Source organism: Flagellimonas algarum (genome assembly GCF_040513375.1).
Taxonomy (GTDB): Bacteria; Bacteroidota; Bacteroidia; order Flavobacteriales; family Flavobacteriaceae; genus Flagellimonas_B; species Flagellimonas_B algarum.
The window spans coordinates 1385491-1402391 of sequence record NZ_JBEVTG010000001.1; the positions used below are offsets into that span (position 1 = coordinate 1385491).

The window sequence follows — 16901 nt, forward strand, 5'->3', positions numbered from 1 at the left end:
ATGGCACGTAATCTTTGGTGCGTACTGATTTTATTACTGTATGGCCTTTGTTACGGCCAAGAAGGGGTGGTCGTTGATGTCAAATTCCAAGGAAACAAAAAGACCCACACCGACTTTCTCAAGACACTCGCCAAACTAAAACCGGGTATGGCCCTTGACTCGATCGCCATGCAAGAAGATATCCTTCGATTGCGACGGCTTCCTTCGGTATCGCATGCGTATTTCCAGGTGTTCGAAGCCAATGCGAGTGGTGAATACAACGTCTTTTACAACATTGAGGAGAATTTCACACTGATCCCCTTCGCTAGTGTCTACACCTCGAACAACGATGAGTTCGCCTTTCGGGTCGGGCTACAGGAGTTTAATTTTTTGGGGAGGAACATCACGCTTGGAGGGTTTTACCAATATGATATCTTCAATTCGTTCGGGGCGCATATCAGGGCACCCTACCTCTTCGGACCCAAATGGGGGTTGGCACTGAGTTACCAAGATCTGACTACCCAAGAGCCCGTTTTTTTGGATAACGGTACGGCCGATTACAAATACAACAACGAATCGATCGAATTGCTCGCCCTTTACGAATTCGACGCCAAGAACCGGATTGAATTCGGCATCAATTTCTTTACCGAGGACTACGAATACCTTTCTGGGAGTACCGATCCCGACGTGCCTTTGGAATTGAACGTCGACAAGTACCTGTTCAAGTTGATCTATAATTTTGACAACATCGAATACTACTACCAGTACCTCTCGGGTTTTCGCAGTATCCTGAACTTACAGTATGTACAAAGTAGTGATACGCGGTTGCCTGAATTCGTCATCGGGTTCAATGATTTTTCCTATTTCAAACGTATCGGTGCGCGCGGTAATTGGGCTTCAAGGCTACGTCTGGGCCTTTCGAGTAATATAGACACCCCTTTCGCTCCCTTCGCGGTCGACAATAACCTCAATATCCGCGGGGTAGGCAATACCATCGATCGCGGTACCGCGGCAATCGTATTGAACACGGAGTATCGGCATACCCTGGTCGATAAAGATTGGTTCGTGTTGCAAGGCAATGTCTTTATCGATGGAGGGAGTTGGCGCAATCCCGGAGGGGACTTGGGTGATTTCGGTGATAGCCAAAACCTGAGGGTCTATCCGGGTGTAGGTATCCGCTTCATCCATAAGCGTATCTTCAATGCCATCTTCAGGATCGACTATGGTCACGGCATCACCAACGATGCCACCCGAGGGGTCGTTTTTGGTATCGGACAATATTTCTAAGCCCTTCTATACAATTTATCGATTTTTTTTGCATTTCATCGATTAGATACTATATTTGTTGGCCCCACAGAGACATGAACTTATGAAAAAAACGAATTTAATAGGCGTTTTTATGCTTTTATTCGCGGTTTTTACCACCGCCCAAGAGCAAGCGTATCCTGTAGTGGCCGAACAAGGTGATGGCATATTTTCCATCCTAAGAAAACAAGGTCTTGACCCAGTCAAGTTCTATGCCCGGTTCGTAGCCTTGAACGAAAACAATCTTAAAAATGGCAGTGGGCTTTATCTTGGAAAAGAGTACCTCATTCCGTACTCGGCGGATTCCTTTAAAGAGAAAGCCAAAAACGTGGTCGCTTCAGATGATAGCGAATCGGCACTTTTTGATTTGGAATTGGCCTCGATCGCCCCAAAAAGCGAGCATTTGAAACACGCTGTGATCTACTTGATATCCAATACCAAAGGGACCGATAAATCCGGGGTGTTGCAACGCCTGGGCAAAGAGATTACAGTGACCCTGGCCCAAGAATTGATGGTTCATGGGGCCCAAGTGTATATCATTGACAACCCTGATAAGGAATCCGGCATTTCCGGATACGTCGATGCCGTGAATACCCGCTACCTGAAAAATCAGGGCAAGTACCAACGCTTGTTAATGATCAATTTGAACGAGGGAATGACCAAAAGCGGTTATTTCGATGTTTCGGTTTTCCATCACGACAACAACGAAGATGGAGAGCGCTTCGCCAAGAACATCCAACAAATATTGAACAAGCACCGTATCGAAAGTGATGCGCGCAAAGCCTACACCGAAGTATTCACCGACAGCGAAAATCTCTATTTGGCCAAGAATGTACTGCCCGCAATTACGCTGATCGATATCGGCAATTCAAAAGACCCTTCGATCGAAAGCAGGATTTCGATCCGTAACGATCAACAATTCATATCGGATATCATTGCCAATGGGGTGATGAACGACTACGCGAACTTAGCCGTGGAGACCAACTAAACTTAGTCCCCCCATTGTAAAAAGGCCCTTTTCATTACCCCTAATGAACAGGGCTTTTCCTTATCAACGCGCGCTTTAGGCCAGGATCTTTTTTTGATAATAAGCGTACAAGGCTTCAGGGGAAGCACCAAGAAAGTTCTTCAAATGGATAACGGCGAAATGGAATTGGACGTTGAACGACCCTTTTTCACGGTACTTGCGGGCTGAGGTAATCACATGGTCCGGTAAGATCCTGAAGTGACCACGGCGGTACAATCGGGTGATGAATTCCGTGTCTTCGTAGATCATATACGCCTCGTTGAAACCGCCTTCTTCGAAAAACACCTCCTTTTTGATGAAAAGCGATTGATCACCGCCACGACAAAGGGTATGGTTGATCCGGGTCATCCATCCGAAAAAACGCAAAAAAACATTTTGGGTATCGAACCGCATTCGAAAACAGCCGGTCTCGAACCCCGCTGCTATGGCCTCACGGATTTTGATGTCGAAGTCTTTTGGAGGTAAGGTATCGGCATGTAGAAAATAAAGCGTATCGCCTTTTGCGGCCTTGGCCCCGGCGTTCATTTGTCTAGCACGACCCTTTTTCGAAAGTACCACGCTTACGGGCAAGGTTTCAAGAAGCTTCAAGGTTCCGTCGGTACTGCCCCCGTCTACCACGATGATTTCGGAAACCAAGTCCGTCGACCGGGTTTCACTCAAATGTTCGATCAATCCCGCAATGCAGGACGCTTCGTTTAAGACGGGAATAATGATGCTCAGCACGGAACGTGATTTACGGATTCCTCCTTAAGAGGTCAACATTGGCCAACGAACCTTACGGCATTAGCAGCAACCACCACCGTTATAATGCCAAGTGCTTTCGCTGACATGGATCTCATCACTGGCGCTTGCCAAGGCGGCAGCGGTTTTATCACAAACGGCCAAAGGTTGGTTTTGCAACAAGACATGTCCGTTGTTGTCATCAAAATATTCGGCATCACCATAGTAAATAGCCGTTTTTCCTGTAAAGACACAAGGGCCGTCTTTAGGCATGGGATCTTTGATGGCAGCGATTTCGATCGACTCAATGTAGACCAATTCATCAGTCGGGTAATGGTTCGGTGTCAAGACACGGTAGGACTTACGGGCGCGGATTTCTATGGTGCCAAAGCCGGCGTCGGTCAATACTTTGATGTAATCCTTCATCGGAATACTACCACTAAGACACAAGGCCCTCAAACGATCGTCATTGCGCAAGGTATCGTTCATGGGTTGTTCGCAAATGGGGTCGCTCATCACCAATCTTCCGTGTGGTTTTAGCACGCGGTACATTTCAGCTACGGCCCGCTTCAAATCGTCCATTTTAAAGATGTTGAACAAACAGTTCTGCGCTGCCACATCGATGCTCTCATCTTCAATCGGTAGGTTCAGGGCATCACCCTTGACCAAGTTTACGAATTCGCTTTTGAACCAATCGTTTTCTTCTTCGGCGATCTTAAAATTGTTTTTGGAAGCGGTGAGCATTTCATCGACCGAGTCTACTCCGGTTACCCCACCGATCTGACGTGAAAAGTAAGAGAATTGCAGGAGTTCCATTCCGCCTCCGACCCCGACATAGAGTACTTTCGGATCATTGATCAAATCTTGGGCCGAAACGGTGCTTCCGCAACCATAGTTCATTTCTTGCATGATCTTCGGAATCGACAAGCCAGGAAACTGCCAAATTGGATTGGTGGTGCAGCATAAGCCCACATCAGGGGTTACGGCAGCTTCTTTATACAGTTCTTGGGTCGCATCTAAATAGCTCATATCAGTCGGATTAATTCTTTGAATAAAGTTATCATTTTTGGTTCAGCTTCAGCGGCAATCGCGATAATCTCCTGAATATCAATTGGTTTTAAATTATCGGGATCGCATTCGTCAGTCAAAACCGAAACCGCTACTATGGGTAGTCGTAAATGATTGGCGACAATTACTTCGGGTACGGTACTCATTCCGACCGCATCGGCCCCTAAGGTTTTTAACATGCGATACTCGGCTTTGGTTTCGAGTTGTGGTCCGACAACGGATACATACACCCCTTTTTGCAGTGCGATATTATTTTTACTGGCGATTTCTTCCAAATGCCGGCGCATTTTAAGGTCATAGGGTTCACTCATATCCACAAATCGGTCGCCGAACTCGGCAACGTTCTTAAACGCCAAAGGGGAACCGCCTTGTAGGTTGATATGATCTTCGATCAACATCAGTTCGCCTTTTTTGTAATCGAGGTTGATGGCCCCGGCCGCATTTGAGATGAACAGCTTTTTGATGCCCAGCTGATGCATGACCCGAATGGGATAGGTAATGTCCAAAAAATCGTAGCCTTCATAAAGGTGGAACCGCCCCTGCATGACGACCACTTTTTTTCCTGAAATGGTACCGTAAAGCAACTTGCCGGAATGGAATTCGACCGTAGCCAAAGGAAAGAAAGGGATATGGTTGTAGTGCGCTTCGATGGCATCTTCGATATGATCGACCAATTGGCCCAGTCCGGTGCCCAGCACAATGCCTATTTCAGGAGCTTCGAACCCCTTGTTCTTCAAATAGGCTACCGATTCATCAAGTTGTTTTTGTGTCATTTCTTCAAATGTGTAAAAAAGGGTTTGAAAGCTTCAATATCCGCAATATCCTCATAAATGTCAACATCGTTCCTGCTTTGCATGCGATACAAATTGGACCCCTGAAGGTCGCTCAAGGTATCTTTTAAGACCGTTCCGGTGCCCCAGACCTTGTTGTTGAAGAGCTGCGGTTCAAGGGTTTTCATACCGAGCAAGTAATAGCCGCCGTCTTCTGCAGGGCCGATTACGAAGTCGTGATCATCCAAGGCCTGGAATGCGTTTTCAAGTGCTTCGGTATCGATGTCGTAAAGGTCGCTTCCAATGATGATGATTTTTTCAAATCCTTCTTCAAAACCATTTTTGAAAGCTTGATGCATGCGCGCACCGAGGTCGATACCCTCTTGTAGGTGCTTTTCGAACACCGGGTCGCTCCATAGGTCGTCTTCCCAGATTTCTTCGGAATAATAGACCCTTTTGGTGGCACTGACGCCACGGGTAACGGCAGCGGTATGTTGCAACAAAAATTCATAGACCTTGAGGGCCGATACATTGCCGATGGTCGCGGCCAATCGGGTCTTACACTTCCCAAGTTCCGGGTTACGTGTGAAGATCAGCAAAAGTGAATTTGGGCTGTCAGTCAATGTCTTTTGGTTTGGTTTTGTAAACTTTCTCGGCATTGGTCAACAGTTTGCCCCAATACTTACTGAACGCATGTACTTTTTCGGTCTGCACACCCGTACTATCATAAACCGGGTTGCCATCGATCTTCCATTGGAAAATACCACCATACAGGTTGGATACATCCGTATACCCTGCCTTCACTAATTTTTGGGCAATATCTTCCGACCGTACCCCAATCGAGCAATACACTACAATGGGACTATGTTTGTCCGGAATCCGGTTTTGGATGGAGTCAATCGAAAAGGTTTTGTGGCCCGACCAAATGGCCCCCTCGAGATGGCTCACTTCGAACTCTTCCTGTTCCCTCGCATCAAGTAAAATGGGGGTGATTTGGGTCAACTCAGCAACGGTGATGTAATCGACCGCGCCTGAATTGTACCTGTCCAAAACACCGGCGATGGTGCGTTGACCACAGACCGTCAAGAATACAAAGGATACTAGAACCGTGAAGAGATAGCGCATACCGTTTTCGAAACGGTAAATATACGGCGATCTTACGGTCAAGGATTGACAATTATGATTATCTTAAACCGAATAAATCGCATTGCTATGGGGAAGTCATTCTGGATTTGGTCGTTAGTGGGAATCAGCTTGGCGTGCAGCGAAAAGAAAGTCGACCTGCCGCAAAAGGAAGCTACCGATACGTATCGCGAAGCGTATCGCCCCCAATACCATTTTTCACCCCAGGCCCATTGGATGAACGACCCCAACGGACTGGTGTATCATGACGGTGAGTATCACCTGTTCTACCAATATTATCCGGAAGCCACCGTTTGGGGGCCCATGCATTGGGGTCACGCGAAAAGCAAGGATTTGGTGCATTGGGAACATCGACCCATTGCCTTGTTCCCGGATGGAAAGGGGTTGATATTTTCAGGAAGCGCAGTGGTCGATGTACAAAATACTTCAGGCTTCGGCACCGATGGTACCCCGCCTATGGTCGCCATTTTTACCTATCATAATATGGCCGGCGAAAAAGCGGGTCGCAACGACTTCCAGACCCAGGGCATTGCCTACAGCCTTGACCAAGGCGAAACCTGGACGAAATACGAAGGCAATCCGGTACTGCCCAATCCGGGCATCCGCGACCTTCGCGACCCCAAGGTGTTTTGGCATGAAGCAAGCGGGCAATGGATCATGGCCCTGGTAGCCGGTGACCACGCCAAGTTCTATCGCTCTCCCGATTTAAAAGCCTGGGAATACCTTAGTGATTTCGGGAAGGATGCCGGGGCGCATGGTGGCGTATGGGAATGCCCCGATCTCTTTGAATTGCCGGTTGAAGGTAGTGATGAGACCAAGTGGGTGCTGATTATCAGCATTGGAAACGGTGGGCCGAACGGGGGCAGCGCCACCCAATACTTCGTTGGGGATTTCGATGGCACCACCTTTACGGCCGATCATCAAGACTGGAAATGGCTCGACTGGGGTACCGATAATTATGCAGGGGTTACCTACAACCACACCCCTGATGGCAAGCGTACGTTTATCGGTTGGATGAGCAATTGGCAGTATGCCTTAAAAACCCCCACCGGAACCTGGCGTAGTGCCATGACCTTACCACGCCATTTAGGGCTGAGAAAGACAGGCGACACCTACCAACTTACCAATTATCCGGTGCCGGCCGTTGGGCAATTGGCCACCGAAAAGGAAACTTCCGATTTTGAGATAGCACCTAATGAAAGCCGGACATGGACTATGGATGAACTAGGCCGATCCCGATTGCAATTGGCCACGAGTGGCAGGGAGTTCGAACTGACCTATGCCAATGATTTTGGTGAGCAGACCCGGATCCGGGTCAATGGGGCATCCAATCTGATCATGGTCAACCGTGCCCGTTCTGGTGAAACGGATTTCCATTATGAGTTCGGCAACAAATTACATTATATGGATATCGAAGGTTTGGCAGCGGGGCGCATCGAATTTTCGGTATTCTTGGATTGGTCTTCCATTGAACTGTTCGTGGCCCAAGGGCAATGGGCATTCACCGACCAACTCTTTCCATCGGTGCCCTATACCCAGTTGACGATCACCAACAAATCGGGGACGGCTTTGTCCGTTGCGGACTTCGGCTTGGCGCCCCTACGTTCGATTTGGTGATTAGGTCAAGAAATTATACAAACTGAGGGCGAACAGGAACAAGGAGCAGCTGACCACTGCATACCAAAATACATATCCCATTTTCGCTCCTTTAGCGTAGTATGCTTCCATTAGGTTCTCGTTTTAGAAGGCCTATGCAAGATACGATCCAAAAAGGCTGGTCATCACTCCAACTATATGTATTGGGATTTAAAATTCGTAAGTGGTCGGTTTTTGAGTATAACTGGTTTTTATCAGCGCTTTTCCGTTCCATCAAATCAATTCATGAAGGTATGATACGGTGTAATGTAGGCGCTCTTTTTCTGACTAAAGCAATGTATAAATAGGATCTAAAAACAACATGAAAATGAGAATAGCAATTAATGGAATGGGGCGTATCGGTAGAGCGGCCCTAAAAGTGATCGAAGAGACCGATGGTCTTGAGGTCGTTGCGGTCAACGATATCGTCTCCATCGAGAATTCGGTATACCTGCTAAAGTATGATACGGTGTACGGGCGGTATGAAAAATCGGTTTCCCATGCAGATGGGAAGCTTGTGGTCGATGGACGGCCCATATCGTATACTTCGATACGGAACCCAGAGGACTTGCCCTGGAAAGCCCTTGACGTCGATTTGGTCATCGAAAGTACCGGGGTTTTCACCAATGGGGAAGATGCCGAACGCCACTTAAAGGCCGGGGCGAAAACGGTCATTATTTCGGCCCCTACTAAAAGTGTCGACACCCCCACTGTGGTGCACGGGGTGAATTCGGAAGACGGCCATGTCAACGTCTTTTCATGTGCCAGTTGTACGACGAATAATATTAGCCCGGTCGTAGAGATTTTGGGAAGAAGGATCGGCATCAAAAAGGCCATCATGACCACAGTGCATGCCTATACCGCTTCACAAGATGTGGTAGACGGCCCATCGCCCAAAAACCTGCGTATGGGAAGGGCCGGGGCGCAGAACCTGATTCCGACCACTACTGGGGCGGCGATAGCCACGACCAAGGCCTTGCCTGAATATGCCGGTATATTCGATGGGGTCGCCATTCGCGTACCGGTGCCTGTGGGTTCGATATCCGATATGACCTTCGTGGTGGATCGCGAGGTTACCCCTGAGGAGGTCAATTCGATATTGACCGAAGAGGCCCAAAGCGATCGCTACCAAGGCATCGTTGCCGTAACCAATGATCCGATCGTTTCTTCGGATATCATCAAAAGTCCCTTTGCCTCAACCGTCGATCTAGGAATGACGCGGGTCGTCGATGGCGACTTGTTGAAAGTGATGACCTGGTATGATAACGAATGGGGATTTACCAATCAGATGGTACGCCAAATCTTGGAAATCAAAGGATAAGAAATAAGGAATTCCGAAGTAACAAACCTCGGCCCTTCGGTCGGGGTTTTTTATATTACAAGGAAAGAAGTTGGAGTCAAAAAGTTAAATTCACGTCAATAAAGTTGTACATACAACATAATAAAATACCTTTGTTTAATGAAATATAGGTTGCCAGATTGTATCGGCTCAAGAATACGACGCTTATCACGGATTGCGGATGCCGAAATGCGAAAGGTTTTACAAGCTTATGGCACTACCGAAAATCAGACCACCATACTTTTTACCCTACATGAGCTAGGCAATATTGAACAAGGTAAAATCGGTGAAGTATTGTTTTTAGAACGTTCAACGGTAAGTCGAAATATCAAATTACTTGAAAAAAGGGGATTGGTCCATCGCTCGGCCGCATATCGCCCCATGGTCGAGTTGACGGAAAAGGGAAGGCATCTTGTTATCGATTTGATTCCGAAATGGGAACAGGCGATGGATATTCTCACGGGAAAATTAAAGGAAGAAGGACTGGAACACCTCCAAAACTTGGAACAAAAACTGACATAAATTTTTTATTAATAAGTTGTATATACAACAAATAGATATTCATCATCAAAACCAGAACAATGGAATTCAATCATCAAAATCCAATCCTACTAAAAACCAAGACCATACGTCTCAACGAATCGAAACTTCGAATTCGCTATACCGAATTGGGTAATCCAGAACAACCGACGATACTACTTTTGCATGGTGTACCGGAAAACCTCCAGACTTGGTATGATGTTGCCCCGCAACTGTCTCAAGACTATCATGTACTTGCTATGGATTGGCCCGGTTTTGGCGGTAGCGAAGCTTTTGAGGATGCGGCAAGGTATAACCCTAGATCATTTGCCCGAGTCGGATTGGATTTTCTCGATACCCTAGGTATCCAAAGAGCACACCTAATGGCGACCGACATTGGGCTTTCGCCTGCATTGATCATGGGGGTCGAAAGGGCAGATCAGATCGATCGGATTGTGGTCATGGCAGGAATTCCCTTTCCGACTACTGCTTTTTCTTCGCGGGAACTGCGCAGTTTCGGGCGAAAGAACTCGATTTTGGCCAAAGCACTCATCGAATGGTTTCCTAAGATATCGGCCAAGATCGCCTACAACAAAGGATTTTACAAAGGGAGTGATATCCCCCGTGAAGTATTGGGGGAATTCTTGGAAGATGGCTACAATAAACATACGCAACGGGCCTTTCTTTCGTACTTTCGAAACAATGCCCTAGGCCAGGCCTATTTGGAGCGCAGGATCGAAGAAGTACATCAGCCTGTATTGGTAGTCTGGGGAAGGCAAGACCGCTTCATTAATGTAGCATTAGGACGACTCATGGCTGAACGTCTTCCCAACGCCCAGCTTTCGATAATTGAAGATTCAGGACACTTCATACAAATGGACAAACCTTTTAAACTATTGCGCATAGCGCGGGAGTTTTATCAAAGCAAAGTTGAAATCAATTTAGGGTCGTTCGGCTGAAAAAGCGTGTCAGGATGTGGTGTTCCTTCAGAGCCTTTCTATCTTTAAGCAACGAAAAACCACACCCATGAATGCTTTTTTGAACCGATTGGACCAATCCATTGCCCGATATATGAAACGCTGGGGAGTGCCGGCCATGCGCATATCCTTTGCAATCATTTTTTTCTGGTTCGGGATCTTGAAACCCTTCCATTATTCCGCGGCTGAAGGACTGCTAAAAGCAACGGTGGCCTGGTTGCCCTTCGGTACGCCCAACCGTTGGTTGATGGTCATCGGCTGGTGGGAAGTCGTGATCGGCATCACCTTTTTATTTAAAGCGACAACACGCATCGCCATCGGATTGTTGTTTTTGCAGATGGTGGGCACTTTTATGCCCTTGGTATTCTTACCCGAGGTCACCTTTCAAGATGGGAATTACCTGATGCCGACTTTGGAAGGGCAGTATATCATCAAAAACCTGATGATCATTTCAGCGGCTCTGGTTGTGGGGGGTACGTTCTATAGGAAAGAAAAGGTTGTCAATCAAGGACCAGCCTCTTAAAATTCTCGCATACGGGAGTCATACAAAATCAAAAAACCCGGCCATTTGGCCGGGTTTTTTGTGGTACCTCCAGGAATCGAACCAGGGACACACGGATTTTCAGTCCGTTGCTCTACCAACTGAGCTAAGGTACCGTTGGTTTCCCCATTTTTGGGACGGCAAATATACTTTCAAAATTAGGATTTACAAACAAAAAGGATAAAAAGGGGCTTGTTTTTTCCTATTTGCCGAACTTTGCCTTATGAACCTTGTGGTCGACATCGGAAATACCATGGTCAAATACGGCGTCTTTGATAAAAACCGCCTGCTGATCGATCAAAGCTCTGAATCGGCCCTCTTTCTGACCATGGTGAAAGAGATCTTCGAGGTCTATCCGAAAATCGAAAGGGCCATCCTTTCTTCGGTAGCCGATACCGGAAAGAAGGAATATGAGGTGCTCTCCTTGTTTTGTAAGGTGCACCGATTGAGCCACGAATCGAAATTCCCGTTCAAAAACCGCTATGCCACTCCCACGACCTTAGGCTTGGATCGGATCGCCCTAGCGGCCGCGGCCTTCTACCACGACCCTCAAGGCAATACCCTGGTCATCGATGCCGGTACCTGCATTACCTATGACGTGGTGAACGCCCAGGCCGAGTATCTGGGTGGGGCGATTTCACCCGGTTTGCGTATGCGCTACACGGCCATGAACGAACAGACCGCTAAGCTGCCGTTACTCAAGCCTTCAGATCAAGAGCAGCTGGTCGGAGACTCGACCGCAGCCAGCATGCACAGTGGGGCCATCAATGGTACGGCTAGCGAAATCGACGGCATGATCGATAAGTATCAAAGTCACTTTTCACATTTAACAGTTATTTTAACAGGCGGCGACGCCCTATTTTTTGCGAAACGACTAAAAAATTCCATATTTGCGAACTCTAATTTTCTATTGGAGGGGCTTAATTACCTGCTGGAATACAATAAAATTTAGATGGTCAGAAAAATATTGGTCGCATTGCTATGCCTTACTTCTTTAGGCATAAGTGCCCAAAATAGCAGCATTTCACCTTATTCATATTTCGGTATTGGCGATTTAAGGGATTTCGGAACGGTCGAAAACCAAATGATGGGTGGTCTGCGCATGTATGGCGATAGCATCCACGTGAACCTCCGTAATCCGGCCGCCTACTCCAAGCTGCGATTGACCGCTTATACCGCGGGTATCTCACACCGCGAGTTTCGTTTAAAAGATGCCAACGAACAACAAAATACCTCGGTAACCAATTTGGATTACCTGTCCATCGGTTTTCCGATTGCGAATAAGGTCGGTGTCGGTTTCGGATTGGCCCCCTACACCTCAGTCGGTTATAATCTGAATTCAGAGGTCACCAATAGCGATGGCAACACGGTTACCAATATCTTTTCTGGTTCGGGAGGTTTGAACCGGGTATACGTTTCCTTGGGTTTTGAGCCCATAAAAAACCTCAGTTTCGGTGCGACCGTGAATTACAATTTCGGTGAATTGCAATTTGAACGCATCCAAAGTGTCGAAGATGTACAGTTCGGCACCTTGGATCGACGGACCTCAAAGGTCAACGGCTTCGATTTCAACTATACGGCCAGCTTCAATCCGAAAGTGACCAAAAAACATACGCTGTTCGCCTTTGCAGGGGCGAATACCCAAGTGAACCTGGAGTCGGAAAATGCAGAACGCCTAGGCTCGTTTTCTTTGCTCAACGGAGCTGAAATCGAAGTGATCGATGTAGATCTCGAGGCACAGGGTCTTGCGAATACCGAGCTTAAGATCCCGACCATCTTCACAGGGGGCTTGGGATTCGGGGAGGATAAAAAATGGTTTTTGGGCGCCGAATACAGCTTTCAGGAATTCAGCAGCTTCACCAACGATTTCCTTGGGCTTGAAAACGTAGCCTATCAAGATGCCAGCACGCTCTCTTTCGGGGGGTACTACATCCCGAACTATTCCGCCCTGACAGGCATTTTCAATAGGATGACTTACCGTGCCGGACTGCGCTACGACCAGACCGGATTGATCGTCAACGGGGAGGAGATCAGTAACTTTGGCATAACTTTTGGATTTGGTGTACCGATTGTAGGAACCGGTACCGATAGATTCTCGAATTTGAACGTTGGTTTCGAATTGGGAAGAAGGGGTACCACCAAAGCCGGACTAATAGAAGAAAGTTACTTGAAAATCAATATTGGACTATCGTTAAACGATCGATGGTTTGTGAAAAGAAAAATCAATTAAGATTGCTTTTTTTAAAAAATTCTTAAAAACGCCGATGTAACTTTACCGAGAGCCGGGTAATTTTATAAAAATTTGTACATTAACCGCTTTAAAATTAACAAGATGAAGAAGAAACTTTACTTAACGATGATCGCAGTGCTGATGGTGATGGGCGTTAGTATGGCCCAGGCTCAGAACCCGGAGTGCATGACCAACCTTTCCATCTATGCTGAACACGCCAAAGTCAAGAATTATGATGCGGCATACGAGCCATGGAAAATGGTAATGGACAATTGTCCGGCTTTGAACAAGGCGAACTTTACCTATGGTGAGCGTATCTTGAAATTTAAGATCAAGAATTCTTCAGGAGCCGATAAGGATGGGTACGAGCAAGATTTGATGACCTTGTATGACGATAGCAACAAGTATTTCCCAACGAAATACACTCCGGTTGATATCGTGACCAAAAAGGCGATTTACAAGAGTGACAACAAACTGGCGAACGATCAGCAACTGTATGACATGATCAAGCCGTCCTTCGAATCGAGCCTTGGGAGCTTCAAAAACCCGAAAGTCCTCTATATTTATTTCTCTAGTTTGGTGAACCTGCACAATGCCGGTTCCAAAGACCTTCAAGAGGTATTCGACGTCTACGATGACCTGACCATCCAGAACGAGAAGATCAACAAGGGCTATACCGATAAGATTACGAAGTTGTTGGCCAAGGAAGAAGCCAAGACCATCACTTCAAAAGAGAAAAAGAACTTGGGCATCTACACCCGTAACTCCGAGCTATTAGGTAAGGTAGTTGGCAGTATCGATGCTAAATTGGGTGGCCTTGCCGATTGCGAGAACCTGATTCCGCTATACGAGAAAAATTTCGATGCCCGTAAAGGCGATGTCAAGTGGGTGAAAAGGGCTGTAGGTAGGATGTACAGCAAAGAATGTACTGACGACCCGATGTTCCAAAAATTGTTCGAGGCCCAATTGGCCTTGGATCCATCAGCGGAAGCCTATTTTTACTCCGGTATCTTGAAAGACAAAGCCGGTGACAAAAACGGTGCGGTCGCCGATTTCAACAAGTCGGTCGAACTGGAAACCGATAACACCAGAAAGTCTGACATCCTTTACAAAATTGCCACCATCATGAAGAAGCGTGGTAGCAAAGGGCAATCACGAAGTTATGCGCAGAAGGCCATCAGCGCGAATGCCTCGAACGGAAAAGCGTATTTGTTGATCGCTAGCCTATACGCAAGCAGCGCGAACTCTTGTGGTGACGATACCTTTACCAAAAGGGCCGTGTATTGGAAAGCTGCCGAGATGGCCAGAAAGGCCGGTCGGGTCGATCCTTCCTTAAGTGGCCGTGCTAACAAATCAGCTGCGTCATATAGCGCCAAAGCTCCTTCAAAAACCGATATCTTCAACTCCGGTAAAGCCGGTCAAACGATCAGCTTCAGCTGCTGGATGGGAGGTAGCGTGAAGGTGCCAAGCCTATAAGTGAAAGCGTTACGCACATACAACATACTTCAAATTGCCACGGTTTTGACCGTGGCAATCCTTTTTTGGAACTGTGGCGATAGTTATCAGCGCGTGGGTGAAGAGAAGTTGACTAAGCGTTATCCCCAGGGGGTGGCCGAGAATTTCACCTTGACCTATACCGAAATCGATAAGAAAATGAGTTCCCAAGATTCCGCCGCCTCGCGGGTCATTGCCATTTTAAAGAGCCCGATCAATGAGGACTATGATAATCTTGGCTTCAAGTACAAAGAATTTCCCAAGGGCCTGCAAGTCGATTTTTTCGATGAGAAAAACCAAAAAAGTGTGATTACCGCCGATTACGGCATCATTTATTCGCAGACCAACCTCATCGATCTTCGGGGCAATGTCGTGATCGAGAGCCATGATGGGAAGAAGTTGGAAACCCCCCAGCTTTTTTGGGATCGAAAGAACAAATGGATCTTCACCGAAGCCATCTTCCGTTTTACGAATCCTGAAGACGGCACCATCATGGATGGTGAGGGGATGGATTTCAATCGGGAACTGACCTTGTTCAACGCACAAAAAACATATGGTATCGTTACCATTTCAGACGAATAACAACCTCATGAAAAAATTTTTAAAATATACCATCTACATCAACCTGATCGTATCGATATTATCGGTATTCATGGCTTTTAATTTTTGGGAAGTCGATCGCAACCGAGCCTACATCTTTCTCTTTTTGGCCGTGGTGACCGGGTTCAATTTCTTTTTTAGAAGGCATTATTACAAGAAGTTCCAAGAACGAAAAAACCAAGACCAAGGCAGCTAAGTGGACTATCAATACCTGGTCATTGTCATTTCTTTGCTGTTCTCCGCTTTTTTTTCGGGGATGGAAATCGCGTTCGTATCGGCGAATCGCATCCATATCGAGCTAGAGAAAAAGCAAGATGGTTTTTTGGCCAAGGTGTTGGGATGGTTGACCGCAAAGCCCTCCAAGTTCATTGCCACCATGTTGATCGGCAATAACATTGCCCTGGTGGTCTACGGCCTCTTCATGGGCGATATCCTAATAGGATGGTTCGAGAGCCTATTACCGACGGGATCGAATCTGGTCAACCTATTGTTAACCGATTTCAAGCTATTATCCCAGACGCTGATTTCAACCTTGTTGATTTTGGTGACCGCTGAGTTTCTTCCGAAAGTCCTGTTCCAGATTTACTCCAATACCCTGTTGAAGGTCTTCGCCGTTCCGGCTTACATTTTTTATTTGTTTTTTTCGGTGATATCCTGGTTCGTGATCAAAGTTTCCGATTTCATTCTGCGCACCTTCTTCAAGACGGCCGGTGATGAAGTGCAATTGGCCTTCACCAAACTGGAGCTGGGCGATTACATTTCGGAACAAATGGAATCGGTTGAGGAAGAAGATGAGGTCGATGCCGAGATCCAACTGTTTCAGAACGCCTTGGAATTTTCAGAAGTAAAGGCCCGCGAGGTCATGGTGCCGCGAACTGAAATCCAGGCGGTCGAATTGCATGAAACCCCAAAGAACCTGACCAAGTTGTTTACCGAAACCGGGTATTCGAAAATCCTGGTCTACAAGGAGACCATTGATGAGATCATCGGTTACGTGCATTCGTACGAACTGTTCAAAAAGCCCAAGACCGTCAAAAGTATTTTGCTGCCTGTAGAGTTCGTGCCCGAGACCATGTTGATCCACGATATTTTGAACGTACTCACCAAGAAGCGAAAGAGCATGGCCGTAGTCCTTGATGAATATGGGGGTACTTCGGGCATTATGACCGTTGAGGACATCGTCGAGGAACTCTTCGGCGAGATCGAAGACGAACATGATACCACCGATTTGGTCGAGGAACAATTGAGCGAAAATGTCTTCAAGTTCTCTGCCCGTATGGAGGTGGATTATATCAATGAACACTACAAACTGGAGCTTCCCGAAAGTGAGGAGTACGAGACCCTCGGCGGCTTGATCATGAACGAGACCGGTGAAATCCCGGAACAGGATGCCGAAATTCAGATCGAGCACTTTGTTTTTCATATCCTGGAAGTGTCGAATACGAAAATCGATTTGGTGAGCGTACACCGAACCGAAATGGAGTAATTCGTCCAACGGCCTTCTCGCAGGGCGATTACCGCTTTTTTTGGCTTTCTTATTTCAAAAGAAAATGG

Annotated in this window: 18 protein-coding genes and 1 tRNA gene; 13 read left to right on the forward strand and 6 right to left on the reverse strand. The window is 46.9% G+C overall.

All coding sequences use genetic code 11. From position 1 onward, the window contains the following. Both ABV409_RS06340 and ABV409_RS06345 read left to right on the forward strand, forming a co-directional pair. Positions 1 to 1266 (forward strand): POTRA domain-containing protein, encoded by a 1266-nt coding sequence (locus ABV409_RS06340; protein ID WP_353876706.1) that lies wholly within the window; start codon positions 1 to 3, stop codon positions 1264 to 1266. A 112-nt stretch (positions 1267 to 1378) separates the two neighbouring features. Continuing rightward, complete coding sequence (locus tag ABV409_RS06345; protein WP_353876707.1) at positions 1379 to 2272, forward strand: hypothetical protein; 894 nt, start codon at positions 1379 to 1381, stop codon at positions 2270 to 2272. A gap of 75 nt (positions 2273 to 2347) precedes the next feature. On the opposite strand, the gene ABV409_RS06350 is transcribed toward ABV409_RS06345, so the two are convergent. Genes ABV409_RS06350 through ABV409_RS06370 form a run of 5 tightly spaced genes read right to left on the reverse strand, consistent with a single transcriptional unit; the run spans position 2348 to position 6036 of the window. After that, positions 2348 to 3034, reverse strand: a complete 687-nt coding sequence (locus tag ABV409_RS06350) for a TIGR04283 family arsenosugar biosynthesis glycosyltransferase (protein ID WP_353876708.1) — start codon at positions 3032 to 3034, stop codon at positions 2348 to 2350. 60 nt (positions 3035 to 3094) lie between these two features. Next, the gene (arsM, locus tag ABV409_RS06355; RefSeq protein ID WP_353876709.1) at positions 3095 to 4060 is read right to left on the reverse strand and encodes an arsenosugar biosynthesis arsenite methyltransferase ArsM; all 966 of its coding nucleotides are present in this window, start codon (positions 4058 to 4060) and stop codon (positions 3095 to 3097) included. After that, positions 4057 to 4872, reverse strand: a complete 816-nt coding sequence (locus tag ABV409_RS06360; RefSeq protein ID WP_353876710.1) for a purine-nucleoside phosphorylase — start codon at positions 4870 to 4872, stop codon at positions 4057 to 4059. Before ABV409_RS06360 ends, arsM begins: the two co-directional genes overlap by 4 nt. After that, positions 4869 to 5468 carry a TIGR04282 family arsenosugar biosynthesis glycosyltransferase gene (locus tag ABV409_RS06365; RefSeq protein ID WP_353876711.1) on the reverse strand — a complete coding sequence of 200 codons (600 nt, stop codon included), beginning with the start codon at positions 5466 to 5468 and terminating at the stop codon, positions 4869 to 4871. The genes ABV409_RS06360 and ABV409_RS06365 overlap by 4 nt, the downstream gene beginning before the upstream one ends. Positions 5469 to 5484: 16 nt before the next feature. Further along, entirely contained in the window at positions 5485 to 6036 is a 552-nt protein-coding gene (locus ABV409_RS06370; protein ID WP_353876712.1) for a rhodanese-like domain-containing protein, read from the reverse strand. Positions 6037 to 6081: 45 nt separating this feature from the next. Between ABV409_RS06370 and ABV409_RS06375 the strand changes: the two genes are divergently transcribed. From ABV409_RS06375 to ABV409_RS06395, 5 genes are all read left to right on the forward strand, one after another. Then, on the forward strand, positions 6082 to 7629 hold the full coding sequence (locus ABV409_RS06375; protein WP_353876713.1) for a glycoside hydrolase family 32 protein: 1548 nt from the start codon (positions 6082 to 6084) through the stop codon (positions 7627 to 7629). Between the two features lie 346 nt (positions 7630 to 7975). Next, on the forward strand, positions 7976 to 8968 hold the full coding sequence (gene gap, locus ABV409_RS06380) for a type I glyceraldehyde-3-phosphate dehydrogenase (RefSeq protein WP_353876714.1): 993 nt from the start codon (positions 7976 to 7978) through the stop codon (positions 8966 to 8968). A 138-nt stretch (positions 8969 to 9106) separates the two neighbouring features. Beyond that, a complete protein-coding gene (locus ABV409_RS06385) occupies positions 9107 to 9508 on the forward strand; it encodes a MarR family winged helix-turn-helix transcriptional regulator (RefSeq protein ID WP_353876715.1) in 402 nt (133 codons plus the stop codon). 59 nt (positions 9509 to 9567) lie between these two features. Beyond that, positions 9568 to 10464, forward strand: coding sequence for an alpha/beta fold hydrolase (locus ABV409_RS06390; RefSeq protein ID WP_353876716.1), 897 nt, complete (start codon positions 9568 to 9570; stop codon positions 10462 to 10464). Between the two features lie 67 nt (positions 10465 to 10531). Continuing rightward, positions 10532 to 11005: a hypothetical protein gene (locus ABV409_RS06395; protein WP_353876717.1), complete on the forward strand. Its 474-nt coding sequence runs from the start codon at positions 10532 to 10534 to the stop codon at positions 11003 to 11005. 61 nt (positions 11006 to 11066) lie between these two features. On the opposite strand, the gene ABV409_RS06400 is transcribed toward ABV409_RS06395, so the two are convergent. Then, positions 11067 to 11139, reverse strand: a tRNA-Phe gene (locus ABV409_RS06400). 107 nt (positions 11140 to 11246) lie between these two features. On the opposite strand from ABV409_RS06400, the gene ABV409_RS06405 reads away from it, so the two are divergent. The 6 genes from ABV409_RS06405 to ABV409_RS06430 all read left to right on the forward strand — a co-directional run bounded on the left by ABV409_RS06405 (position 11247) and on the right by ABV409_RS06430 (position 16833). Further along, positions 11247 to 11975, forward strand: coding sequence for a type III pantothenate kinase (locus ABV409_RS06405; RefSeq protein WP_353876718.1), 729 nt, complete (start codon positions 11247 to 11249; stop codon positions 11973 to 11975). Then, positions 11976 to 13253 carry a BamG family beta-barrel-assembly machinery protein gene (bamG, locus tag ABV409_RS06410; RefSeq protein ID WP_353876719.1) on the forward strand — a complete coding sequence of 426 codons (1278 nt, stop codon included), beginning with the start codon at positions 11976 to 11978 and terminating at the stop codon, positions 13251 to 13253. It begins immediately after the preceding gene. 102 nt (positions 13254 to 13355) lie between these two features. Next, complete coding sequence (locus ABV409_RS06415) at positions 13356 to 14729, forward strand: tetratricopeptide repeat protein (RefSeq protein WP_353876720.1); 1374 nt, start codon at positions 13356 to 13358, stop codon at positions 14727 to 14729. 45 nt (positions 14730 to 14774) lie between these two features. Next, on the forward strand, positions 14775 to 15329 hold the full coding sequence (gene lptC, locus ABV409_RS06420; protein ID WP_353876721.1) for an LPS export ABC transporter periplasmic protein LptC: 555 nt from the start codon (positions 14775 to 14777) through the stop codon (positions 15327 to 15329). 7 nt (positions 15330 to 15336) lie between these two features. After that, positions 15337 to 15543, forward strand: coding sequence for a hypothetical protein (locus ABV409_RS06425; RefSeq protein WP_353876722.1), 207 nt, complete (start codon positions 15337 to 15339; stop codon positions 15541 to 15543). After that, positions 15544 to 16833: a hemolysin family protein gene (locus ABV409_RS06430; RefSeq protein WP_353876723.1), complete on the forward strand. Its 1290-nt coding sequence runs from the start codon at positions 15544 to 15546 to the stop codon at positions 16831 to 16833. It abuts the gene before it with no gap. Positions 16834 to 16901 lie beyond the last annotated feature (68 nt).